Annotated in this window: 25 protein-coding genes and 1 tRNA gene; 8 read left to right on the plus strand and 18 right to left on the minus strand. The window is 69.9% G+C overall.

The genetic code is table 11. The features are described 5' to 3' along the window. Positions 1-64 precede the first annotated feature (64 nt). Positions 65-139, plus strand: a tRNA-Leu gene (locus CV755_RS18475). A 64-nt stretch (positions 140-203) separates the two neighbouring features. On the opposite strand, the gene rdgB is transcribed toward CV755_RS18475, so the two are convergent. The 4 genes from rdgB to CV755_RS18495 all read right to left on the minus strand — a co-directional run bounded on the left by rdgB (position 204) and on the right by CV755_RS18495 (position 2,521). Beyond that, complete coding sequence (gene rdgB, locus CV755_RS18480) at positions 204-806, minus strand: RdgB/HAM1 family non-canonical purine NTP pyrophosphatase (protein WP_109281317.1); 603 nt, start codon at positions 804-806, stop codon at positions 204-206. An 85-nt stretch (positions 807-891) separates the two neighbouring features. After that, positions 892-1,284 carry a hypothetical protein gene (locus CV755_RS18485; RefSeq protein WP_109281318.1) on the minus strand — a complete coding sequence of 131 codons (393 nt, stop codon included), beginning with the start codon at positions 1,282-1,284 and terminating at the stop codon, positions 892-894. A gap of 72 nt (positions 1,285-1,356) precedes the next feature. Next, positions 1,357-2,091: a ribonuclease PH gene (rph, locus tag CV755_RS18490; protein ID WP_109281319.1), complete on the minus strand. Its 735-nt coding sequence runs from the start codon at positions 2,089-2,091 to the stop codon at positions 1,357-1,359. A 76-nt stretch (positions 2,092-2,167) separates the two neighbouring features. Further along, positions 2,168-2,521 carry a PTS sugar transporter subunit IIB gene (locus CV755_RS18495; RefSeq protein WP_277751828.1) on the minus strand — a complete coding sequence of 118 codons (354 nt, stop codon included), beginning with the start codon at positions 2,519-2,521 and terminating at the stop codon, positions 2,168-2,170. A 56-nt stretch (positions 2,522-2,577) separates the two neighbouring features. Between CV755_RS18495 and CV755_RS18500 the strand changes: the two genes are divergently transcribed. Beyond that, a complete protein-coding gene (locus CV755_RS18500; protein WP_109281321.1) occupies positions 2,578-3,888 on the plus strand; it encodes a PTS transporter subunit EIIC in 1,311 nt (436 codons plus the stop codon). 214 nt (positions 3,889-4,102) lie between these two features. Beyond that, positions 4,103-5,557 (plus strand): PTS transporter subunit EIIC, encoded by a 1,455-nt coding sequence (locus CV755_RS18505; protein WP_241561275.1) that lies wholly within the window; start codon positions 4,103-4,105, stop codon positions 5,555-5,557. A gap of 75 nt (positions 5,558-5,632) precedes the next feature. On the opposite strand, the gene CV755_RS18515 is transcribed toward CV755_RS18505, so the two are convergent. The 8 genes from CV755_RS18515 to clpS form a co-directional block, all read right to left on the minus strand. After that, a complete protein-coding gene (locus CV755_RS18515; protein ID WP_109281322.1) occupies positions 5,633-6,385 on the minus strand; it encodes an MBL fold metallo-hydrolase in 753 nt (250 codons plus the stop codon). Positions 6,386-6,729: 344 nt separating this feature from the next. Next, positions 6,730-6,849 (minus strand): eL43 family ribosomal protein, encoded by a 120-nt coding sequence (locus tag CV755_RS37205; RefSeq protein ID WP_109281323.1) that lies wholly within the window; start codon positions 6,847-6,849, stop codon positions 6,730-6,732. Positions 6,850-6,964: 115 nt separating this feature from the next. Then, positions 6,965-7,915, minus strand: a complete 951-nt coding sequence (locus CV755_RS18525; protein WP_109281324.1) for a PLP-dependent cysteine synthase family protein — start codon at positions 7,913-7,915, stop codon at positions 6,965-6,967. A 6-nt stretch (positions 7,916-7,921) separates the two neighbouring features. Then, on the minus strand, positions 7,922-8,203 hold the full coding sequence (locus CV755_RS18530) for a MoaD/ThiS family protein (protein WP_109281325.1): 282 nt from the start codon (positions 8,201-8,203) through the stop codon (positions 7,922-7,924). A 230-nt stretch (positions 8,204-8,433) separates the two neighbouring features. Then, entirely contained in the window at positions 8,434-8,856 is a 423-nt protein-coding gene (locus tag CV755_RS18535) for a M67 family metallopeptidase (RefSeq protein WP_109281326.1), read from the minus strand. Between the two features lie 98 nt (positions 8,857-8,954). Further along, a complete protein-coding gene (locus CV755_RS18540) occupies positions 8,955-10,430 on the minus strand; it encodes an amino acid permease (protein ID WP_109281958.1) in 1,476 nt (491 codons plus the stop codon). A gap of 339 nt (positions 10,431-10,769) precedes the next feature. Next, a complete protein-coding gene (locus tag CV755_RS18545; RefSeq protein WP_109281327.1) occupies positions 10,770-11,363 on the minus strand; it encodes a DUF2017 domain-containing protein in 594 nt (197 codons plus the stop codon). Next, positions 11,363-11,674 (minus strand): ATP-dependent Clp protease adapter ClpS, encoded by a 312-nt coding sequence (gene clpS, locus CV755_RS18550; protein ID WP_193553423.1) that lies wholly within the window; start codon positions 11,672-11,674, stop codon positions 11,363-11,365. The genes CV755_RS18545 and clpS overlap by 1 nt, the downstream gene beginning before the upstream one ends. 112 nt (positions 11,675-11,786) lie before the next feature. Here clpS and CV755_RS18555 point away from each other — a divergent pair, with 112 nt between their 5' ends. Further along, a complete protein-coding gene (locus tag CV755_RS18555) occupies positions 11,787-13,127 on the plus strand; it encodes a nicotinate phosphoribosyltransferase (protein ID WP_109281329.1) in 1,341 nt (446 codons plus the stop codon). Between the two features lie 160 nt (positions 13,128-13,287). Further along, complete coding sequence (locus CV755_RS18560; protein ID WP_109281330.1) at positions 13,288-13,881, plus strand: isochorismatase family protein; 594 nt, start codon at positions 13,288-13,290, stop codon at positions 13,879-13,881. Between the two features lie 127 nt (positions 13,882-14,008). Here the strand turns inward: CV755_RS18560 and CV755_RS18565 are convergent, their stop codons facing one another. Next, positions 14,009-14,341 (minus strand): hypothetical protein, encoded by a 333-nt coding sequence (locus CV755_RS18565; RefSeq protein WP_109281959.1) that lies wholly within the window; start codon positions 14,339-14,341, stop codon positions 14,009-14,011. Between the two features lie 403 nt (positions 14,342-14,744). Between CV755_RS18565 and CV755_RS18570 the strand changes: the two genes are divergently transcribed. Further along, positions 14,745-15,020 carry a hypothetical protein gene (locus CV755_RS18570; protein ID WP_193553456.1) on the plus strand — a complete coding sequence of 92 codons (276 nt, stop codon included), beginning with the start codon at positions 14,745-14,747 and terminating at the stop codon, positions 15,018-15,020. On the opposite strand, the gene CV755_RS18575 is transcribed toward CV755_RS18570, so the two are convergent. Both CV755_RS18575 and CV755_RS18580 read right to left on the minus strand, forming a co-directional pair. Continuing rightward, positions 15,006-15,710, minus strand: coding sequence for an RDD family protein (locus tag CV755_RS18575; protein WP_109281331.1), 705 nt, complete (start codon positions 15,708-15,710; stop codon positions 15,006-15,008). The two genes, CV755_RS18570 and CV755_RS18575, sit on opposite strands and share 15 nt — an antisense overlap. A 68-nt stretch (positions 15,711-15,778) precedes the next feature. Beyond that, positions 15,779-17,089, minus strand: coding sequence for an RDD family protein (locus tag CV755_RS18580; protein WP_109281332.1), 1,311 nt, complete (start codon positions 17,087-17,089; stop codon positions 15,779-15,781). A gap of 362 nt (positions 17,090-17,451) precedes the next feature. Between CV755_RS18580 and CV755_RS18585 the strand changes: the two genes are divergently transcribed. Next, positions 17,452-17,886, plus strand: coding sequence for an SsgA family sporulation/cell division regulator (locus tag CV755_RS18585; RefSeq protein WP_109281333.1), 435 nt, complete (start codon positions 17,452-17,454; stop codon positions 17,884-17,886). Positions 17,887-17,997: 111 nt separating this feature from the next. Here the strand turns inward: CV755_RS18585 and CV755_RS18590 are convergent, their stop codons facing one another. Further along, on the minus strand, positions 17,998-19,365 hold the full coding sequence (locus CV755_RS18590; protein ID WP_109281334.1) for an FAD-binding oxidoreductase: 1,368 nt from the start codon (positions 19,363-19,365) through the stop codon (positions 17,998-18,000). 98 nt (positions 19,366-19,463) lie between these two features. Further along, the gene (gene hppD, locus CV755_RS18595; protein ID WP_109281335.1) at positions 19,464-20,609 is read right to left on the minus strand and encodes a 4-hydroxyphenylpyruvate dioxygenase; all 1,146 of its coding nucleotides are present in this window, start codon (positions 20,607-20,609) and stop codon (positions 19,464-19,466) included. A gap of 121 nt (positions 20,610-20,730) precedes the next feature. Between hppD and CV755_RS18600 the strand changes: the two genes are divergently transcribed. Continuing rightward, positions 20,731-21,198: an Lrp/AsnC family transcriptional regulator gene (locus tag CV755_RS18600; protein WP_109281336.1), complete on the plus strand. Its 468-nt coding sequence runs from the start codon at positions 20,731-20,733 to the stop codon at positions 21,196-21,198. A 244-nt stretch (positions 21,199-21,442) separates the two neighbouring features. Here CV755_RS18600 and CV755_RS18605 read toward each other — a convergent pair whose 3' ends face one another. After that, positions 21,443-22,240 (minus strand): S16 family serine protease, encoded by a 798-nt coding sequence (locus CV755_RS18605; protein ID WP_109281337.1) that lies wholly within the window; start codon positions 22,238-22,240, stop codon positions 21,443-21,445. Position 22,241 lies beyond the last annotated feature (1 nt).

Raw genomic sequence — 22,241 nt, forward strand, 5'->3', positions numbered from 1 at the left:
CCGCCGTTGCAGGGGTACGGGCCCCGGCCGGCCGGCGGCGGCCGCACAGTAGAGTAGGCGTGTTGGGCCCGTACCCCAGCTGGCCAGAGGGCGCCGGTTTAGGTCCGGTGTGTCGTGGGTTCGAGTCCCACCGGGCTCACCGGTATGGCGTGGCACCGCTGAACGGTGCCGCGCCATACGTGTGTTACGGGCGCCATCGCGCCTCAGGCCAGCAACTCCCGTACCACCGGCACCAGTTCGCGGAACGCCTGGCCCCGGTGGCTGATGGCGTTCTTCTCCTCGGCGGTGAGCTCGGCGCAGGTGCGGGTCTCGCCCTCGGGCTGGAGGATGGGGTCATAGCCGAACCCCCCGGCGCCTGCGGGGCGGTGGCGCAGGGTGCCGCGGAGCCGGCCCTCCACCACTCGCTCGGTGCCGTCCGGCAGGGCCAGGGCGGCCGCACAGGCGAAGTGGGCGCCGCGGTGCTCGTCCGCGATGTCCGCGAGCTGGGCCAGCAGCAGCTCCAGATTGGCCCGGTCGTCACCGTGCCGGCCGGACCAGCGGGCGGAGAAGATGCCGGGGGCACCGCCGAGCACGTCCACACAGAGCCCGGAGTCGTCGGCGATGGCCGGCAGGCCGGTGGCCCGGGCCAGGGCGTGCGCCTTGAGCAGAGCGTTCTCGGCGAAGGTGACGCCGGTCTCCTTGACATCGGGGATCTCGGGGTAGGCGTCGGCGCCGACCAGTTCGAAGTCCAGCGAGGCGGCGGCGAGAATGGCCCGCAGCTCGGTGACCTTGTTGGCATTGCGGGTGGCGAGGATCAGGCGCTTCATGGGCACCGATTATCTCCGGTGCGGGTGGCCTGCCTCCGGCCCGTACGCCCCGGCCGGCGCCGACGGCCCGGGGGCAGGCCGTCGCTCAGCCCGCGGCGCAGGCCTTGTTCAGTGCGGCCACCGCGTTTTTCAGGGGGCCGGGTGCCGGGTGTTCGCCGTCGGCGATGCCGTCCTGGATGTCGCTGACCGCGGCGGCGATCTCGGTGGTGGCGCCCTTGACCGAGGAGTCGTCGCCGTCCTGCTTGCTGAGCTTGTCCAGGTCGCGGTTGATCCGGTCAACGAACTCCTGCGCGCCCTGCGGGTCCTTGGAGTCGTCGCCCATGGCCTGGCCGAGCCGGTCCGCGTCCTCGCCTATGGTCCTGGCCAGGGAGCCGCAGTCGGTGTCGTCCCGGCCGCCGGAACAGCCGGTGACCAGCGGCAGCGCGAGGACCCCGGCGAGCAGGGCCGCCAGTGCGGCGGTTCGGCGGCGGGCTGCCATGACGTCTTCCCCCAAGTGGTTCGCGGGGGTACGGAACCGGCCCGTACCCCCGTGCATCTTAGGGCGTCGGTGTTAAGAGAGGGTGCGGGCCAGCGCCTCGTGCTGGGCGGCCGTCAGCTCGGCGCAGCCCTGGACGGCCAGGTCCAGCAGGGAGTCGAGCTCCTCGCGGGCGAAGGGCTGGGACTCGGCGGTGCCCTGCACCTCCACAAAGCGCCCGTCGCCGGTGCAGACCACATTCATATCGGTCTCCGCGCGGACGTCTTCCTCATAGCAGAGGTCCAGCAGCGGGACGCCGTCCACGATGCCCACGCTGACCGCGGAGACGGTGCCGGTCAGCGGCTGCTTGCCGTGCTTGACCAGCTTCTTGGCCTGGGCCCAGGCGATGGCGTCGGAGAGCGCCACATAGGCGCCGGTGATGGCGGCGGTGCGGGTGCCGCCGTCGGCCTGGAGCACATCGCAGTCCAGGACCACGGTGTTCTCGCCGAGCGCCTTGTAGTCGATGACGGCGCGCAGCGAGCGTCCGATCAGCCGGGAGATCTCATGGGTGCGGCCGCCGATCTTGCCGCGGACCGACTCCCGGTCGCCGCGGGTGTTGGTGGCCCGGGGCAGCATCGCGTACTCGGCGGTGACCCAGCCCTCTCCGGAGCCCTTGCGCCAGCGGGGCACGCCCTCGGTGACGCTGGCGGTGCAGAAGACCTTGGTGTCGCCGAAGGACACCAGCACGGAGCCCTCGGCGTGCTTGCTCCAGCCACGCTGGATGGTCACCGGGCGGAGCTGGCCTGGGGTACGGCCGTCGATGCGAGACATGGTGCCGAGCCTATCCGGGAATGCCGCGGGCCTCGTCCACAGCTGTGGACGAGGCCCGCGGCGCGGAGCGCGAGGCTCACATCATGTCTTCGATCTCACCGGCGATCGGGTCGGCGTCGGTGCCGATGACGACCTGGATGGCGGTGCCCATCTTCACCACGCCATGGGCGCCGGCGGCCTTGAGCGCGGCCTCATCTACCAGGCTGGGGTCGGCGACCTCGGTACGGAGGCGGGTGATGCAACCCTCGATCTCCTCGATGTTGTCGATCCCACCCAGTCCGGCGACGATCTTCTCAGCCTTGGAAGCCATGTGCACTCCTGCGTTGTCCGGGCCCTTCGGCTCTCTCGCCGACCGGCTTTCACACGGTAACCCACGTTCAGAGCAACTCTGCGGGCTTTTGTCCGCCCACTGGCAAAGGATGGCGGTCAAGGCCCGCAGCGCCCCATAAGTGGTCTACACCAGTATGCGGCATCCAAGGAGCAGGCATGAGTTCGCACGCTGCCGCCGCTCCCCTGCGCTCCTGGTGGCAGGGGTTCTTCGGCGGACTGCAGAAGATGGGACGCAGCCTTCAGCTGCCCATCGCGGTGCTGCCGGCGGCCGGGATCCTCAACCGGCTGGGGCAGCCGGATGTCTTCGGCCGGGACGGCCTGGGCTGGGACGACGCGGCCAGGATCTTCGCCGGGGCGGGCGGCGCGCTGCTGGACTCCGCGCTGGGCCTGCCGCTGCTGTTCTGTGTGGGCGTGGCCATCGGCATGGCCAGGAAGGCGGACGGCTCCACCGCGCTGGCGGCGGTGGTGGGCTTCCTTGTCTACTACTCGGTGCTCCACCAGTTCCCCGAGCACTGCCCAGGGCTGGCCCACTTCAGCGGGACCGGGCTGTGGAGCGGGGTGTGCGTCACCGGCAACGGGGTGGCCACGGTGGCGGTCTACCAGAACCCCGGGGTCTTCGGCGGCATTGTGATCGGCCTGCTCAGCGCCTGGTTCTGGGTGCGCTTCCACCGGGTGCGGCTGGTGGACTGGCTGGGCTTCTTCAATGGCCGCCGGCTGGTGCCGATCATGATGTCCTTTGTGGCACTGGCCTTCGCGGTGGCCTGTCTCTGGGTGTGGCCGCCGGTGGGCCGGGGGCTGACCACCTTCAGCAAGTGGCTGACGGACATCGGCTGGGCGGGCTCCGGGGTCTTCGGCCTGGCCAACCGGGCACTACTGGTGATCGGTCTGCATCAGTTCCTGAACACCTTTATGTGGTTCCAGTTCGGCGACTACACCAGGCCGGACGGCACGGTGGTGCACGGCGATATCAACCGCTTCCTGGCCGGAGACCCCACGGCCGGGCAGTTCACCTCCGGCTTCTTCCCCATCATGATGTTCGCGCTGCCCGCCGCGGCACTGGCCATCACCCACACCGCCCGCCCGGCGCACCGGCCGATGGTGCGGGGCATGATGCTCTCGGTCGGGCTGACCTCGCTGGTGACCGGGGTCACCGAGCCGATCGAGTACTCCTTCCTCTTTGTCGCGCCCCTGCTGTACGCGCTGCACGCGGTGCTCACCGGTGTCTCCATGGCGGTCACCTGGGGGCTGGGGGTGCATGACGGCTTCAGCTTCTCCGCCGGACTGATCGACTATGTGATCAACTGGGGCCTGGCAACCAGACCTTGGCTGATCATTCCGATCGGGCTGGCCTTCGCGGCCGTCTACTACGCGGTGTTCCGGTTCGCCATTGTGCGGTTCGATCTGGCCACCCCCGGCAGGGAACCCGAGGAAGTGGCCTCCGGGATCGAGCGCGAGGCGGTTGAATAGCACCCGGCCGGTCAACATCCGCCGAGCGGCACCCGGTTCACCGCCGGTTAACAGGGCTCTGGCAGCATGCCGCCCTGTGATCCAGCGCACCCGGAGGCGCGGATTCCTTTATGCCCGCTTGACGTGTTACAACAGGTCTAAACCACTTGTGGTTTAGACCAAAAGCGGGCCGTCCCCCCAACCCCCGAGCGCCCGCCTCACCTGGAGGAATCCGATGAGTACGGCTAGCGCTGCCGAAAAGCAGGGCTTCGGAAAGAACGCGATGGCGGTAGCCCAGCGCATCGGCCGCAGCCTGATGCTGCCGGTCGCCGTGCTGCCCGCCGCCGCGCTTCTGGTCCGGCTCGGCCAGGACGACATGCTGGGCAAGCCCGCCCTGGGCCATGTCCTGAACAAGATCGCCTCATTTATGGCGGCCGGCGGCGGCGCACTTCTGGACAATATGCCGCTGCTCTTCGCGGTCGGCGTGGCCATTGGCTATGCCAAGAAGTCCGACGGCTCCACGGCGCTGGCCGCGGTCGCCGGTTACCTGGTCTTCAGCAAGGTCCTGGGCACCTTCACCGACAGCTCGCTGCCCAAGGTCGCCAAGGTCGTCAACGGCAAGATAGTGATGACCGCGGCGCCCGCCGACGCCAAGGTGCTCGGCGGCATTGTGGTGGGCCTGGTGGTCGCCCTGCTCTACCAGCGCTTCTACCGGACCAAGCTGCCCGAGTGGCTGGGCTTCTTCGGCGGCCGCCGCCTGGTCCCGATCCTGTCCTCCTTCGCCGGTCTGCTGCTGGGCATCGTCTTTGGCTACATCTGGCCGGTCCTGGGCTCCGGGCTGCACAACTTCGGTCAGTGGCTGGTCGGTTCGGGCGCCGTCGGCGCCGGCATCTTCGGCGTGGCCAACCGTGGCCTGATCGCCATCGGCATGCACCACCTGCTCAACTCCTTCCCCTGGTTCCAGGCCGGTGACTTCACCAAGCCGGACGGCACCGTGGTGCACGGCGACATCGCCCGCTTCCTCAACGGCGACCCGCACGCGGGCCAGTTCATGACCGGCTTCTTCCCGATCATGATGTTTGCGCTGCCCGCCGCCTGCCTGGCGATCGTGCACTGCGCCCGCCCGGAGAACCGCAAGGTCGTCGGCGGCATGATGTTCTCGCTGGCGCTGACCTCCTTTGTCACCGGCGTCACCGAGCCCATCGAGTTCACCTTTATGTTCATCGCGCCGGTGCTGTACGCGATGCACGCGGTGCTCACCGGTGTCTCCATGGCCCTGACCTGGGCGCTGGGGATGAAGGACGGCTTCGGCTTCTCGGCCGGTGCCATCGACTTCCTGCTCAACTGGGGCAAGGCCAGCAAGCCGCTGCTGCTGGTGCTGGTGGGGCTGTGCTTTGCGGCCATCTACTATGTGGTCTTCCGCTTCGCCATCCTCAAGTTTGACCTCAAGACGCCCGGTCGTGAGGTCGAGGGTGAGGAGCTGGCCGCGGTGGACGCGCCGGTGAAGTCCGCCCCGGCGAAGACGGCCCCGGTCAAGGAGGTCGCGGTCAAGGCCGAGGCCAAGACCCCGGTCAAGGCCGGTGCGACTGCGACTGCGACTCCGGCCAAGGCCGGTGCGGGGGCCGGGCGTCCGGCCGGATCCCGCCCGAAGGGCAACGGCGGTAAGTCCCGCAACAAGAAGCGCCGCTGAAACTCGCGTTGACCGAACGCCCCCGGAACCGTCCCTGGTTCCGGGGGCGTTCGCCATTGCCGCTCGCCGCGTGGGCTACAGCTCGTACACCGCGCCCGCGTGGGCCAGTTCGGCCGGTCCGTCATAGACCGAGCGCGCGTCCCGGAGGTTGGTCAGCGGGTCCGTCCACGGCGGGATATGGGTGAGCAGCAGCCGCCCCACCCCGGCCCGGGCCGCGCACTCGCCGGCCTGGCGGCCATTGAGGTGCAGATCCGGGATGTCCTCCTTGCCATGGGTGAACGAGGCCTCGCACAGCAGCAGATCGGCCCCCTCGGCCAGGGTGTCCAGCGCCGGACAGGGGCCGGTGTCCCCGGAGTACACCAGGGCGGTGCCCCGGTGCTCCACCCGGAAGGCGAAGGCCTCCACCGGGTGGCAGACCCGCTCGGCCCGGACGGTCAGCGGCCCCAGGGCGAAGGCGCCCGGGCTCAGCGTGCGGAAGTCGAACACCTCGCTCATACACGCCTCGTCCGGAACGTCCCCATAAGCGGTGACCAGCCGGCGTTCGGTCCCGGCCGGGCCATAGACCGGAATGGCGTCGGCGGGCCCGCCCTCATGCCGGTAGTAGCGCGCCACGAAGTAGCCGCACATATCGATGAAGTGGTCGGGGTGCAGATGCGAGAGCAGCACGGCATCCAGGTCGTAGAGGCCGATATGGCGCTGTAGCTCGCCCAGGGCGCCATTGCCCATGTCGAGCAGCAGCCGGTAGCCGTCGGCCTCCACGAGGTAGCTGGAACACGCCGATTCCACGGAGGGGAAGGACCCCGCGCATCCGACGACGGTGAGCTTCATGGGGGCCTGAACCTCCGGGCTGGTGACGGGGGGCTGGTGGCCGTGCGGTGCGTCCGAGGGTAAGGCGGGATGGATACGGCCGCTCCCGTGCGGAGGGGGTGTGTGGCTGGAATCACCAGGACGGACCCGCCGGGACGGGGCGCGGCCCCGTCCGCGCCGTTGACGCGCGTACGGGGCCGCGGGTGCGTAAGTGGGTGCGTAAGCCGGGGCGCTAAAGGGACCGGTGGCGCTCGGCCCGGTCGAGGGTGTCCATAAAGCGCTGGAAGCGCTCGGCGGACTCCTTGCTGCCGGCCGTCACCGTGAACTCCTCCGGCGAGATGCATCCCGCCAGCCGTTCCCGGGTCTCAGGGGCGAGCGCCTCCCATGCCGCCCGGTCCAGCTGTGACCGCTCCGCAGCTTCCGCACTGCCAGTTTCCATTGTTGAGTTGCCTCATGTCCGAAGATCCACATGCGGGACAGTTCATGTGCGTCTCCTACGGGATGATGTCAGCCGCTCGACAACATCGGTAGGGGCAGTCCATCTGTGCACGTTTCCGCCCCTCTGTGTCGTTGAATGACCGGTTCCGCTATCTGCTGGGTCTAGGCCCAGAGTTGACCGTGCAGGGCCCGGACGGCGCTCTCGGTGTCGGGGGCGGTATAGACGCCGGTGGAAAGGTACTTCCAGCCCCCGTCGGCCACAATGAAGGCGATATCCGCGCGCTGTCCGGCCCGTTGGGCCTTGCGGGCCACCCCCAGCGCGGCATGCAGCACCGCGCCGGTGGACACCCCCGCGAAGATCCCTTCCTCGGCGAGGAGTTCACGGGTGCGGCGCACCGCGTCCTCGGAGCCCACCGAGAAGCGGGTGGTGAGCACCGAGGCGTCATAGAGCTCGGGTACAAAGCCCTCGTCCAGGTTGCGCAGCCCGTAGACCAGGTCGTCATAGCGCGGCTCGGCGGCCACGATGCTGATCTCCGGCCGGTGTTCCCGCAGATAGCGGCCCACCCCCATCAGAGTGCCGGTGGTGCCCAGTCCGGCGACGAAGTGGGTGATCTCCGGGAGGTCGGCCAGGATCTCCGGGCCGGTGGTGGCGTAGTGCGCCCCGGCGTTGTCGGGGTTGCCGTACTGGTAGAGCATCACCCAGTCCGGGTTGCGGGCGGCCAGCTCCTTGGCCACCCGTACCGCCGTATTGGAGCCGCCCGCGGCGGGTGAGCCGACGATCTCCGCACCCCACATGGCGAGCAACTGCCGCCGTTCCTCACTGGTGTTCTCCGGCATCACACACACCATGCGATAGCCCTTGAGTCTGGCGGCCATGGCCAGGGAGATGCCGGTGTTGCCGGAGGTGGGCTCCAGGATGGTGCAGCCGGGGGTGAGCCGGCCCGCCTTCTCGGCCTGCTCGATCATGTACAGCGCGGGGCGGTCCTTGACCGAGCCGGTGGGGTTGCGGTCCTCCAGCTTCGCCCAGATCCGCACCTCGGGGGAGGGCGAGAGCCGGGGCAGCCGGACCAGCGGGGTGTTCCCCACCGCGGCCAGGGGGCTGTCATAGCGCATCTCCGGTCAGCGCATTCCGCCGGCCACCGCCGGCAGGATGGTCACGCTGTCGCCGTCCCCGAGCTCGGTGGCGATCCCGCCCAGGAACCGGACGTCCTCGTCATTGAGGTAGACATTGACGAAACGGCGCAGCTCACCGCTGTCGTCCACCAGCCGCTCACGGATGCCGGGGTGCCGGGACTCCAGATCCTTGAAGAGCGCATCGAGGGTGGCGCCGCTGCCCTCGACGGTCTTCTGCCCATCGGTGTAGGTGCGGAGGATGGTGGGGATGCGGACCTCGATGGCCATGGGAGTGCTCCTGTTCGGAGTGCGAAGTGGTGGCGGTACGCGATACGGGCCGGTCGCCGGCGGCCGGGCGTCAGGCCGCGAGACGGCACAGGTCAACGTGGATGCGCGCGACGAGCCGCCGGCCCGGCGCCCGCTCGGCCACGTCAAGGGGAACCATGGGCGCATCGTATCGATTCCCCGTGCGCGGCCCGTATGTTCGTCCCGGTATCCGGACCGTGCCGTCTCGGTGTTCAGTACGCCTCGACGACCCGTACCTCCTCCTCGGTCACCTCGCCGTCCAGGATCCGGAAGGAGCGGAACTCAAAGGGCCCGGCGCCGTCGGTGTCGGCGGTGGAGACCAGAACATAGTGCGCGCCGGGCTCATTGGCGTAGGAGATGTCGGTGCGCGAGGGATAGGCCTCGGTGGCGGTGTGCGAGTGGTAGATGATCACGGGTTCCTCGTCCCGGTCGTCCAGCTCGCGGTAGAGCTTGAGCAGATCCATGGAGTCGAACTCGTAAAAGGTGGGCGAGCGGGCCGCGTTGAGCATTGGGATGAACCGCTCGGGCCGTCCGCTGCCGGCCGGGCCGGCCACCATCCCGCACGCCTCGTCGGGGTGGTCGGCGCGGGCGTGCGCCACGATCTTCTCGTACAGGGCCTGGGAGATGGTCAGCATGCGGCCAGCATAAGCAGGGCCCGGAAATGCCTGAGGGCCCGTCCGCACGGGGGGAGTGTGCGGACGGGCCCGGGTTACCCGGCGGGGGGAGCCGGGAGTCAGGCGGCCTTCTCGACCTCGGGCTCGGGGGCCGAGTAGTCCTTGCGGGCAAAGGCCTGCGGGTTGCGGGCCTTGAGGACAAAGTACGAACCGGCCATGATCGCGCCCCAGATGGGAGCGCAGTACAGCGAGATCCGGGAATCCTTGTCGATGCCCATCAGCACAATCACCATGCCGATGAAGGCCAGTGCGAACGCGCTGGTCCAGGGGGCACCGGGCGCCTTGAACTCCGACTGCGGCAGCTCGCCCCGGTCCGCCTTGCGGCGGTAACGGAGCTGGCAGGCAAGGATCATGATCCAGGCCCACATACCGGAGATGGTGGCGAAGGAGACCACATAGTCGAACGCCTTGCCCGGCCACTGGTAGTTGATCCACACACCGACCAGCATCAGCGCGGCCGAGATGGTGGTGCCACGCATGGGCAGGCCCTTGGGCGAGAGCTGCGCCAGGAACTTGGGGCCCTGGCCGTTGAGCGACAGGTCGCGCAGCATCCGGCCGGTGGAGTACATACCGGAGTTGCAGGAGGACAACGCGGCGGTCAGCACCACGAAGTTGACGATTCCTGCGCCGAACGGCAGGCCGATCTTGGCGAAGGCGGCGACAAACGGGCTGACGCCCGGCATGAATTCGGTCCACGGCACCACGGCCAGGATGATGATGAGCGCACCGACATAGAAGACGGCGATCCGCCAGGGCACCGTGTTGATGGCCTTGGGCAGGGTCTTCTTGGGGTCGGTGGCCTCGCCCGCGGTGACACCCACCAACTCCACGGCCAGGAAGGCGAACATCACGATCTGCAGCGTCATCAGGGTGCTGCCGATGCCATTGGGCATAAAGCCGTGGTGCGACCAGAGCTGGCTGAACGAGGCGGTGTCACCGGCCTTGGAGAAGCCCAGGGTGATAACGCCGACGCCGACCAGGATCATGCCGATGATGGCGGTGACCTTGACCATCGAGAACCAGAACTCCAGCTCACCGAAGAGCTTTACGGAGATCAGGTTGGCGAAGTAGAGGATGACCGTGAAGACCAGTGCCGAAGCCCACTGCGGAATATGGGGGTTCCAGAACTGCACATACTTCGCGGCCGCGGTGACCTCGGTGATGCCGGTGACGACCCAGAAGAGCCAGTACGTCCAGCCGGTGACATATCCCCAGAAGGGGCCGAGGAATTCCCGCGCGTAGTCGGAGAAAGACCCGGAGACGGGGCGGTACATGAGCAGCTCGCCCAGCGCCCGCATGATGAAGAAGATGACCAGCCCGGCTATCGCATAGGCCAGGATCAGGCTGGGGCCCGCCTTGTGAATGGCCGTGCCCGCGCCGAGGAAGAGGCCGGTGCCTATCGCGCCGCCAATGGCGATCATCTGGATCTGCCGGTTGCCCAGTCCCCGCTGGTAACCCTCGGAAGCTTCCTGTCCGCTTCCGTCCCGCGCCTCGGCTGCGCCTGGGGCACGGTCCGCGACCTGCTCAGAGGCCATGAGTGGAACGCCTTTCTCCATACCGATCCGGTCACTCCGGATCGGGTTCCGATCCCCCCGGATGGAGTCCTGCATATGTGCCGACGGTCGGCCGGCCAAGCGTTCCTGCCGTGACAGGGGTGGCGTCACAGAGCAGGTCTCGCAGGTTTATCACGGGTAACGCGGAGATCGCAGAGGCGAATATGGCGTGGATGTGGCCCAGCTCACGGGAAAATTAGGACAAATGTAAATTGAGGCGACAAAGGTCGCCACTGCGGTGATGCGATCGTTATTCGGAATTGAGCGTCCGCTGAGCGAACACCTTGTGAACATGTCATGAAGGAAGGCCCAGCCCACCGCTCAGGACATCAGCGCTTCGACCAGCGTCTCCTGGAGCCCGCCCAGCCAGAGGTAGGCCATCACCATCGGCTTGCGCGGATCGTCGTCCGGCAGCCCGAAGAGCGCCTCCCCGTCGTCCTCCTCGGTGATCTCCAGCCGGGTCCCGATGGTCAGCCGGAGGTCATTGAGCGCGCCCAGCCACTGCCGGCACTGCTCGGGGGTGAGCCGCAGCACCGCCGCCCGGTCCCCGGCCACGCTGAGCGAGTCCAGCGAGCGCACCACGGCCAGGGCGTCCTCGCGCTTACGGGCCCGCAGGTCGTTCTCGGTGTAGCGGCGGAACTCGGCGGCGTACGCCCGCTGCTGCCGGTCCTGCTCGGCGCCCGGCGTGCCATAGGCGTCGGGGAAGAGCCGGGCCAGCGCCGGGTCGGCGGGCGGCTCGCTGGGCCCCTCGGCGAACAGCCGGGCCAGCGGGTCGGCGGCGTCCGGGCCCTGCTCCTCCCCCGGCCCGATCAGCTCCAGCAACTGGACCGCCAGGCTGCGCAGAATGGAGATCTCCACCTCGTCCAGGGCAACCGCCGCCCCGCCGCCGGCCAGCGGCTCGAAGTGCCCGGCCATCAACGGTCCTGCGACAAGGTCGCCCACAGGCCGTATCCGTGCATCGCCTGCACGTCCCGCTCCATCTCCTCGCGCGTACCGCTGGAAACGGTGGCACGGCCCTTGTGGTGGACGTCGAGCATCAGTTTGCGGGCCTTGTCCTTGGAGTAGCCGAAGTAGCTCTGGAAGACATACGTCACATAACTCATGAGGTTGACGGGGTCGTTGTGGACCAGGGTCACCCAGGGCACATCGGGTTCCGCGACCGCGTAGGCGGACTCGCCCGTCTCGGGACGTTCGATCTCGACCGGTGCAACGCTCACGGAATCCATGCTGCCACTCGGCACCGGGCGGTGCACAAACGACCCCCAGAAATCGTCAGACTGACGAGTAAGGGAGGTAGCATCCCTTCGACACCTGTTGGGGATTGCGAGGTAGGGCCAAGTGAACGCTGCGGACCTTGGGCTGCCGGTGGCTGTGCCGTCAACGGCCCTCTTCACCGACCGCTATGAGCTCACCATGCTGCAGGCCGCGCTGCGGGCCGGCACGGCCGACCGGCGCTCGGTGTTCGAGGTCTTCACCCGGCGGCTGCCCGAGGGCCGCCGCTATGGCGTGCTGGCGGGCGTGGGCCGGGTGCTGGACGCGGTGGAGAACTTCCGCTTCGACCCGGCCGTGCTGCGCTTCCTGGCCGAGCACGAGATCGTGGACGAGCCCACCCTGGAGTGGCTGGCCGACTACCGCTTCCGCGGCGACATCTGGGGCTACCCGGAGGGCGAGGTCTACTTCCCCGGCTCCCCGGTGATGCGGGTGGAGGGCACCTTCGCCGAGGCGGTGCTGCTGGAGACGGTGATCCTCTCCATCCTCAACCATGACTCCGCGGTGGCCGCGGCCGCCTCCCGGATGGCGGTGGCCGCCGGGGACCGCCCGCTGATCGAGATGGGCGCCCGCCGCACCCATGAGCTGGGCGCGGTGGCCGCCGCCCGGGCCGCCTTCGTGGGCGGCTTCACCTCCACCTCCGACCTGGCGGCCGGCTTCCGCTACAACATCCCCACCGTGGGCACCAGCGCCCATGCCTTCACCCTGCTCCACGACAGCGAGCGGGACGCCTTCAGGGCCCAGGTGGACTCGCTGGGCGGCCGGACCACGCTGCTGGTGGACACCTATGACGTCACCGAGGCGGTCCGGCTGGCCGTGGAGGTGGCCGGCAAGGAACTGAGCGCGGTCCGCATCGACTCCGGCGACCTGCTGCTGCTCGCCCACCGGGTACGCCGCCAGCTGGACGAGCTGGGCGCCACGGGCACCGGGATCGTGGTCACCAGCGACCTGGACGAGTACGCCATCGCCTCGCTGGCCGCCGCCCCGGTGGACGCCTATGGCGTGGGCACCCAGCTGGTCACCGGCAGCGGGCACCCCACCTGCTCCATGGTCTACAAGCTGGTGGCGCGGGCGGACGGCCCCGGCGCCGACGCCCCGCTGCGGCCGGTGGCCAAGAAGTCCATGGGCGGCAAGATGTCCCTGGGCGGCCGCAAGTGGGCCGCCCGTCGGCTGGACGAGCACGGCGTGGCCGAGGCCGAGGTGGTGGGCACCGGAGAGGTGCCCGCCGAGCTGGCCGACCGGCAGCTGCTGGTGGAGCTGGTACGGGCGGGCAAGGCCGTCGGCCGGGAACCGCTGGAGACGGCACGGGCCCGGCACGCGGCCGCCCGGGAGGGCCTGCCGATGTCGGCGACCCAGCTCTCCCGCGGCGAGCCGGTGCTGCCCACGGAGTACGTCCACGGCGCCGCGTAGGGCCGGGAGCGCAGGGGCCCCGGGAGCGTAGGGGCCCGAAGCGCAGGGCCGGGAGCGCTCCTCCCGCGTGCCCTCCCGTCGCACCGGCGGAGTCACTACCCTCGGTCACAGAAGACGATCCGCACCGTCGGCCGAGCGCCCTTCACAAAGGATCCGCACCATGCACCGTGCATTGATCATCGTCGACGTGCAGAACGACTTCTGCGAGGGCGGCAGCCTCGCGGTGGCCGGCGGCGCCGACGTGGCCGCGGCCATCACCGACCTGGTGGGCGACGCGGCCGTGGCGTATGCGCACATCGTGGCCACCCGGGACCACCACATAGACCCCGGCGACCACTTCTCCGACCACCCCGACTATGAGCACTCCTGGCCCCCGCACTGTGTGGCGGGCACCGAGGGCAGCGGCTTCCACCCCAACCTGGCCCCGGTGATCGCCTCCGGCGCCCTGGACGCGGTCTTCGACAAGGGCGCCCACTCGGCCGCCTACAGCGGCTTCGAGGGCCGCGACGAGCATGGCACCGCGCTGGCGGACTGGCTCCAGGAGCGCGGGGTGACCTGGGTCGATGTGGTGGGCATCGCCACCGACCACTGTGTCCGCGCCACCGCGCTGGACGCGGTGCGGGCGGGGTTCGACACGGAGGTCCTGCTGGACCTCACGGCCGGTGTCGCGCCCGCCACCACGGAGCGCGCCCTGGTCGAGATGGACCGGGCGGGGGTCCGGCTGACCGGCAAGCCGGTGGTTATTTCCGGGTAGCCGGGTGCGGGATGTTTTGTGGCTGGTCGCGCAGTTCCTCGCGCCCCTGAGGGGCGACCGGTTTCGTTGCCGGGTGCGGGCCGTCGCTGGCCGGGCGCGCAGTTCCCCGCGCCCCTGGCGGCGCGCGCTACGCCGCCCCCAGCGTGCGAGGTCGCAGCAGGCGCCGTATCGGGCGCCAGCCCGCCGTCTCCCGTTCCGTCACCGACCGCCACACCAGCCCGTCCGGGTGGTACAGCACCGCGCTTATCTCGTCCGGCGTCGGCGGCTCGGTGTTGCCGCGCAGATAGACCGCCCGGAGCCCCAGGTTCCGGAGCCGGGTCAGCGCCCGCTGCCGGTTGACGGCATGCACCAGCACCCGCACCCGCGACCCCGGCGCTCCCCCGCCGCCGGGTGGACTGGGCAGCGACAACGCGACGATCACGCTGCCATCGGGAAGCCTGGCGAACCCACCGCCTGCCATCCGCATCACTCACCCTTCCGGGACCTGTGTCAATAAGGACGCCCCCCACAGGCATCTAATCGCCCTCCCCGGCGACCCGCCAGAGGTTTCCCAAAGAACCCCTATGACCTGCGTCGATATACCGAGTCAATGGATCTTGAGGCCGGGCTGCGGCCGGACCGCAGCCCCGCCCGGCGCCTCCCGGTCACCGAGGGTGTCAGTAACGACGGCGCGTTCGCCGCTTCCCCCGGACGGGGCAGTGACTCCCCGTGCGCCCCAGTGCTTCCGAGCCCTGGGCAAGGGCACGCTTATCTGCTGTTCCCCTCGGGCAGAGAGGACCGTAGAGTCTTTTTGCGGTACTCATCTGTCGGCTCTGCACCCGGCTCTGCACCCCCACAACGTCGCCCCGAGGACGGATACCGTCATGCCGCGTCCGACTTCCGCACAGATCGCCTATGGCTCGGCCACCGTAGTGTTCTCCACCCTCGCCATGCTGCTGCTGTCCCAGACCCGTTCGGGGGTCGGCGTGGCGGTGGTCGCCCTGGGCGCCCTGGCGCTGGGCCTGCTGGTGGCCGTCACCGTCCCCATGCCACACGGGAGTTCACGCACCGTGGCCCGGGGCAGCGCCCAACTCCCCCGGCAGCGCACGGTGGTTGACGCCGAGCCCGCCACCACCCGGGTGAACTCACTGCCGGGTTGACACCACCACGGTCTTGGCCGCCTTGTCGTGGACGCACTGGTGGTACGGGCTGTCCCAGGTGCACCACAACACATTGACCAGCCAGAAGAGAAACCCGCAACAGGGCACGATCTGCGGCAGGTTGTAGACCGCGGCCCGGATCCAGCCCGGACTGCCCTCGGGCACGGCCCCGTTCTCCAGCATCGCCACCCGGAGGTTCATCGCCATCTTGCCGACGGTCTGCCCCCGGGTGGTGAGCATCAGACCCTCGTAGATGAAATAGACCACCGAGATCAGGATGCTCAGCCCGGTGGTCTTGGTCTGGTCGTTCTGCGGGTCCCAGTGGTGCCAGTTGACGGCCGCGAACACCAGGCTGACCGGAATGGACACAATCAGGCCGTCGATGATCCGGGCCACCAGCCGCTTGAAGCGGTTGCCCAGGGGTGGCATACCGGCCAGCGGGTCCGGCGGCCCATACCCCTGATCGCCGCCATAGGGCGGGCCCCCGTAGGGCGGGCCCTCATACGGCCCACCGGGGCCGCCCGGGGCGCCGGGGCCGGGCCCATAGGGTCCGCCGGGGCCGGGCCCATAGGGTCCGCCGGGGCCGGTCCCGTACGGGCCGCCGCCCTCCGGCCCCTGATACGGCGGCAGGTCACCCGGCGGGGGCGGCTTGCGGAAGGGGTCCTCACCCTGTGGCTGGTCGGTGCTCATGGCCCGAGTAGACCGCAGCGTCCCCATCCGCGCACCCGCCATTGTGCCGTTCGAGTTGCCGGAGCGCCTCAGTCCACGGACCCGGCCGCCACAAAGGTCCCGGCGGCCTTGTCATGCCAGCACTGCCGCCAGGGCCGGTCGAACAGCCCCCAGAGCACATTGAGCACCCCGATGGCCAGCGCCCCCAGCAGCCCGTAGACCAGCCAGCGGCGCAGCGCCTCCCCCAACGAGGGGGTGTCATGGGACTCGATGCCCAACACCCGCACCCCGCACAGCTTCTTGCCCAGCGTACGGCCCCACTTGGCGGTGGGCAGCGCCTCATAGAGCACCCCGGCGAGCAGCAACACCCCCAGCACGATGGCCAGATAGGTGCCGGTGGTGCCGTCCAGCAGCCAGACGGTCACCGTCTGGCCGGAGCGCTTGGCCTGGTCCACCTTGTCGTCGATATGCGCCACCGACTTGTTCCACAGCGGGACCGCCACCGTGCTCACCGCCCCGCCCAGCACCAGGCTGTCCACCAGCCGGGCGGCCAGCCGCCGGGCCAGCGGCGCCGGACGGCCCTGCCGCTGGGCGGCGGCCAGGAAGGGATCCAGCACCGGGGGCTTCCAGGGCGCGGGCGCCGACTCCGCGGGCCCCGGCAGGGGTTGGGACTGCTGGGGCTGCGACGGGGGTGCCTGCTGGGCGAGTTGATGCACCTGCTGTGCCCAGCCCACCTGCGGCGGCTGGGGCTGCGGTGAGAGCTGGGGCTGGATCTGCTGTGGCTGGGGCTGCTGCGGCTGGACCGCCGGAGCGGGCCGGGCCGGAGGCTCCGGGCGGGGCGCCTCCTGCCCGCCGGGCCAGGGCCGCGGCACCAGCGACTCGGCCGGCGGCGGGCCGGGCCGCGAGGGGGTGGCCGGTACGGGCGCGGACTCGGCACGCAGCGCCAGCGTCCCCTCCGCGCGGGGCCGGGGTTCGCCGAACCCGGGGGTCCCTTCCCCGGCCGCGGGCGCCGCCGTGGCCGGTACCGGGGCCGGGGGCACCTCCGCCGCCGGGCCCAGGGGCCGGGCCAGCCGGGGATCCCTGGGCGGCGGCACCGGCCTTCCGTCACCGATCTCCTGCGGCTCCTCGTCCAGGAACACCGGCCCGGTCTCCTCCGGCAGCGGCCGGGAGCTGCGCGCGGCCGGCGGCACGGGGGCAGCCGGGGCCGGGGCCGGCAGGGGTGCGGGGACCACTCCGGGCGGCGGGCCGGGCATCGGCTCCCCCTCCGCCGGGGCCGGCCGGCTGGTCCCGGGTACCCAGGCGGTGCCACTCCAGTAACGGATATAGCCGGGGATGGACGGGTCGGGGTAGAAGCCCGCGCCGGGGCTGCTGTCGGCGGATCCCGGGATGGGTGCGCTCATGGTCTCCGGTGTCCCGTATTCTGCTCGGCCGTTCTGGAATGTCCTGGCAGTCTGCCGCACGCGCGGGGGGCCGCGCGATGGGGTGGTGAACCGCCCGTCGTATGAACCGCTCCGGGCCCGTGGTGGTGACGCCCTGACGTCAATGCGCAAAAGGCAACCCGTAGCGGGGTCAACAGGTCTACCAGACGGCCCACCTCGGTGCCGCCCCGATACCCAGGGGACCACTCGCACGTGCGACCGGTGAGTCAAGCCCGGCGGGTGTGGCCTCAGTGGCCGGGAACGGGGAAGGAGACCGTCCCGAAGGATGCGAAGCCGCGTTGTGGGCGCGGCCCTGACACAGCCGAGTGGAGAGGTCGCACTTGATGCATACGGTGCTGGAAGAAGAGCTGGAGACCGAACTGGTGCTGTCGCCGGAACACGGGATTCCGCTCGCCGCCCGGGTGTCCTACCGGACGGACGACCCCTATGCCGTGCGCTTCACCTTCCACCTCGGCGACGGGACCCCGGTGGACTGGACATTCGCCCGGGAACTGCTGATGGAGGGGGTGCGGCGGCCCTGCGGGCAGGGCGATGTACGGGTGTGGCCGATGCTGTCCCGGGGGCGGGCGGTGGCCTGTGTGGCCCTGGTCTCGCCGGATGGGGAGGCCCTCTTGCGAGTGCCGCTGCGGAAGTTGCGGGAGTGGCTGGACCGTACGTTGCAGGTGGTGCCCGAGGGGCAGGAGGGGCAGTGGCTGGGCCTGGACGAGGCGCTGCGAGTCCTGCTGGCCCCGGCAGCGGGCGAGGAAGGCGCCCCGTAGGGGCGCCCCTCAGGGGCGCGGGGCAGCTGCGATATGCGGCTCCGCCGCGTGGGCGCGACCAGCCGAAACGCACCCCGCACCCACACCACAACGCGAACCCCCGTAACCCCCTCAAAGCACCTTGCCGGGATTCAGCAGACCCAGGGGATCGAAAACCCCCTTGATCCCCCGCTGCATCTCCATGCTCACCGGCCCCGCCTCCCTGGCCAGCCACTCCCGTTTGAGAAGCCCCACCCCATGCTCCCCGGTGATGGTGCCGCCCAACTCCAGCCCCAGGGCCATGATTTCCTCGAAGGACTTCTTGGCCCGCCGGGCCTCCTCCGGGTCTGCGGGGTCGAAGCAGACCACCGGGTGGGTGTTGCCGTCGCCCGCGTGGGCGCAGACCCCGATGGTCAGGCCGTGCCGCTCAGCGATGGCGGCGGTGCCGTCCAGCATCTCGGCCAGCCGGCCGCGCGGCACACAGACGTCGTCGATCATGGTGGCCGGGCGCAGGGCCTCCAGCGCGGGCAGCGACATCCGGCGGGCCTTGAGCAGCAGTTCGGACTCGGCGGCGCTGTCCGCGGGCACCACCTCGGTGGCCCCGGCCTCGGTGCACAGTTCGCCCACCGCCGCCAGGTCCGCCTGTGCCCGTGGAGTGTCGAAGGCGGCCAGCAGCAGGGCCTCGGTGCTCTCCGGAAGCCCCATTTTCCCCAGGGCGTTGACCGCCCGTACCGTGGTGCGGTCCATCAACTCCAGCAGACAGGGCGCGTGTCCGCGGGCCATGATGCGGCGTACCGCCTCACAGGCGGTGGCGGTGGACGGGAACTCGGCGGCCAGCGCCAGCTGTTGTGGTGGCGCGGGCTTCAGGGCCAGTACCGCCCGTACCACCACTCCGAGGCTGCCCTCGGATCCCACGAAGAGGCGGGTGAGGTCATAGCCGGCCACTCCCTTGGCGGTGCGGCGTCCGGTGGTCAGCAGCCGTCCGTCCGCCAGGACCACCTCCAGGCCCAGCACATACTCGGCCGTTACGCCGTACTTGACGCAGCACAGCCCGCCGGAGCCGGTGCCGATATTGCCGCCGATGGTGCACTGTTCCCAACTGGAGGGATCGGGCGGGTAGTAGAGGCCGTGCTCGGCCACCGCCCGGGACAACACCGCGTTGACCACGCCGGGTTCGACCACCGCGATCCGCTCCACCGGGTCGATCTCGATGATCCGGTCCATCTTCACCAGGGAGAGCACCATGCAGCCCTCGGTGGCATTGGCCGCGCCGGACAGGCCGGTCCGGGCTCCCTGGGGCACCACCGGCACCCGTAGCTCGGTGGCGGTGCGCATCACATGCCGTACCTCCTCGACGGTGCGCGGCAGCACCACCACCGCCGGATTCCCGGCGGCGCAGAAACCGGCCATATCGGTGGCGTAGGAGGCGGTGACATCGGGGTCGGTGAGGACGGCCTCGGCGGGCAGCCCCTTGCGCAGCAGCCTGATCAGATCACCCATGGCCCCACCCTGCCACCGCCCGCTCCGGCGGGGAAGATCGCACACCGCGGCCCCGCCGGGAAAGGACGGGGCCGCGGGGCGGGGGGCTGGGAAAGGGGTCAGAGGTTGCCGCGCTTGGCCTGTTCGCGCTCGATGGCCTCGAACAGCGCCTTGAAGTTGCCCTTGCCGAAGCCCATGGAGCCATGCCGCTCGATCATCTCGAAGAAGACCGTCGGCCGGTCCTGCACCGGCTTGGTGAAGATCTGCAGCAGATAGCCGTCCTCGTCCCGGTCCACCAGGATCTTCAGCTCGCGCAGGGTCTCGATGGGCACCCGGGTCTCGCCGGCCCACTCGCCAAGGGTGTCGTAGTACGAGTCGGGGGTGTCCAGGAACTGGACTCCGGCCGCCCGCATGGCCCTTACCGTGGCCACGATGTCATTGGTGGCCAGCGCGATGTGCTGGAGCCCCGGGCCGCCGTAGAACTCCAGATACTCGTCGATCTGCGACTTCTTCTTGGCGATGGCCGGCTCGTTGAGCGGGAACTTCACCTTTCGGGTGCCGTCCGCGACCACCTTGGACATCAGGGCGCTGTACTCGGTGGCGATGTCGTCGCCCACGAACTCCTTCATATTCGTGAAGGCCATCACCTTGTGGTAGAAGTCCACCCACTCGTCCATCTTGCCGAGTTCGACATTGCCCACGCAGTGGTCGATGGCCTGGAAGTTACGCCGGGCCGGGGGCTCCACAATGGGGTCGGCGGCGACGAACCCGGGCAGGTAGGGGCCGTCATAGCCGGAGCGCTCCACCAGGGTGTGCCGGGTCTGGCCATAGGTGGCGATGGCGGCCAGCACGACGGTGCCGTGCTCGTCCTTGAGCTCGTACGGCTCCTCAAGACCCCGGGCACCGTGTTCCACCGCGTAGGCGTAGGCGGCGCGGGCGTCCGGCACCTCGATGGCCAGGTCCACCACGCCGTCACCGTGCTCGAAGACATGCTGGGCCAGGAAGCGGCCGCGCTCGGTGCTCGCCTTGATGACGGTGGTGAAGACAAAGCGGGCGCGGCCCGACTCCAGGACATAACTCGCGGTCTCGCGGCTGCCGTTCTCCGGTCCGGAGTACGCGACCAGCTTCATACCGAAGGCGGTGGAGTAGTAGTGCGCGGCCTGTTTGGCGTTGCCGACGGCGAAGACGACCGCGTCCATTCCCTTCACCGGGAAGGGGTCCGCCTGCCGAGCGGTGTGGGGAGTGTGATCCGTGGTCTGCGTCATGCGCGCAGCGTCTCGCCGATCCACAAGGTGCGCAATAGTTTGTGCATTCGCTGGGCATAATGCACAGCGGTGCCGCCGATTTGGCAGGCGTTCTGTACATGCTGACCACGAGGGGCCGACCATGGCGATCGATCGTTTGGACGGCAGGCTGATCGAGCTGCTGGCACAGGAGCCCAGGATCGGGGTGCTGGAGGCCTCGCGGCGGCTGGGGGTGGCCCGCGGCACGGTGCAGGCCCGGCTGGACCGGCTCCAGGCCCAGGGGGTGATCAGGGGCTTCGGGCCGGATGTGGACCCGGCCGCGCTGGGCTATCCGGTGACCGCCTTCGCCACGCTGGAGATCAAACAGGGGCAGGGCTCGGATGTGCGGACGCATCTGGCGACGGTGCCGGAGGTGCTGGAGCTGCACACCATTACCGGGCACGGTGACATGCTGTGCCGGCTGGTGGCCCGCTCCAATGCGGATCTGCAACGGGTGATTGACCGGGTGGTCGGCTTCGAGGGGATTGTCCGGGCCTCGACGGCCATCGTCATGGAGAACGCGGTGCCGCTGCGGATCATCCCCTTGGTCCGAGCCGCCTCCGACGGCTGAGGGTGCGGCCTTAGGGGCGCGGGGAACTGCGCGACCGGCCACGCACGGCCCGCACGCGACATGCAACCGGAGGTTTGGGGGCCCTTCACCTCGCCGTGGGCGATCAGGCTTCGTCGCCGGGTGCGGCATGTCGTGGGCTGGTCGCGCAGTTCCCCGCGCCCCTGGTGGGGCAACCGGTTTCGTCGCCGGGTGCGGGCCGCCATCGGCTGAGCGCGCAGTTCCCCGCGCCCCTAAAGGCGCACCCTCAGCAGTGAGGGACCGGCTGGCCCGCGGTGAGGGCCCGGAGCGAGGCGACCGCATCGGCCAGCTTGGTCACCGGAACCAGGCGCAACCCCTTGAGCCGCACGGCCTCCGCATCGGCGCACTCCGCCTTCGGGACCAGGAACACCGTCGCCCCGTCCCGCTTCGCCGCCTGCGTCTTCAGCGCCACCCCGCCGACCGGGCCGACCGAGCCGTCCGGGTCGATGGTGCCCGTACCGGCGATGGTCCGCCCGCCCGTGAGCTCACCGCCCCGGCCATCGCCGTCGATCTTGTCCACCACACCCAGCGCGAACAACAGCCCCGCGCTGGGCCCGCCGATGTCCGGCAGGCTCAGCGAGATCTTGACGTCCTTGGGCGAGCGGTGCAGATAGCCCAGGGCCGCGCCGACCGCCGAGTCCTGGGACTTCTTCATATCGGCCACATTGTGCCGCTCGATCTGCTGGTCGGTCTGGCCCGAGGGAAAGACCGCCTCCCTCGGCATCACGGCCCGGTCGGTGCGGAACCAGCCGTCCACCACATCGGCCAGCGAGACATCCACCCGCGGCCCGGTCGCGATGATGGTGACCATCCTCAGCTGCCCGCTGGTCCTGCGGGCGCCGATACCGCTGATGCTGATCACCGGCTTGCGCTCATGGTCGGCGAGCACATTGACCGTGGTGCCCGGCCGCGCGATGGCGAAGGGCAGCGGCGCGAACGCGGCGGTCAGCAGCAGGGCCAGCACGGGCACGGCGCAGAGGACGAGCGTACGGACCCGGCGGGACCGGCGAGGCGGATTCGGCATG

The organism is Streptomyces orinoci (genome assembly GCF_003121295.1).
In the GTDB taxonomy this organism is placed as follows: domain Bacteria; phylum Actinomycetota; class Actinomycetes; order Streptomycetales; family Streptomycetaceae; genus Streptomyces; species Streptomyces orinoci.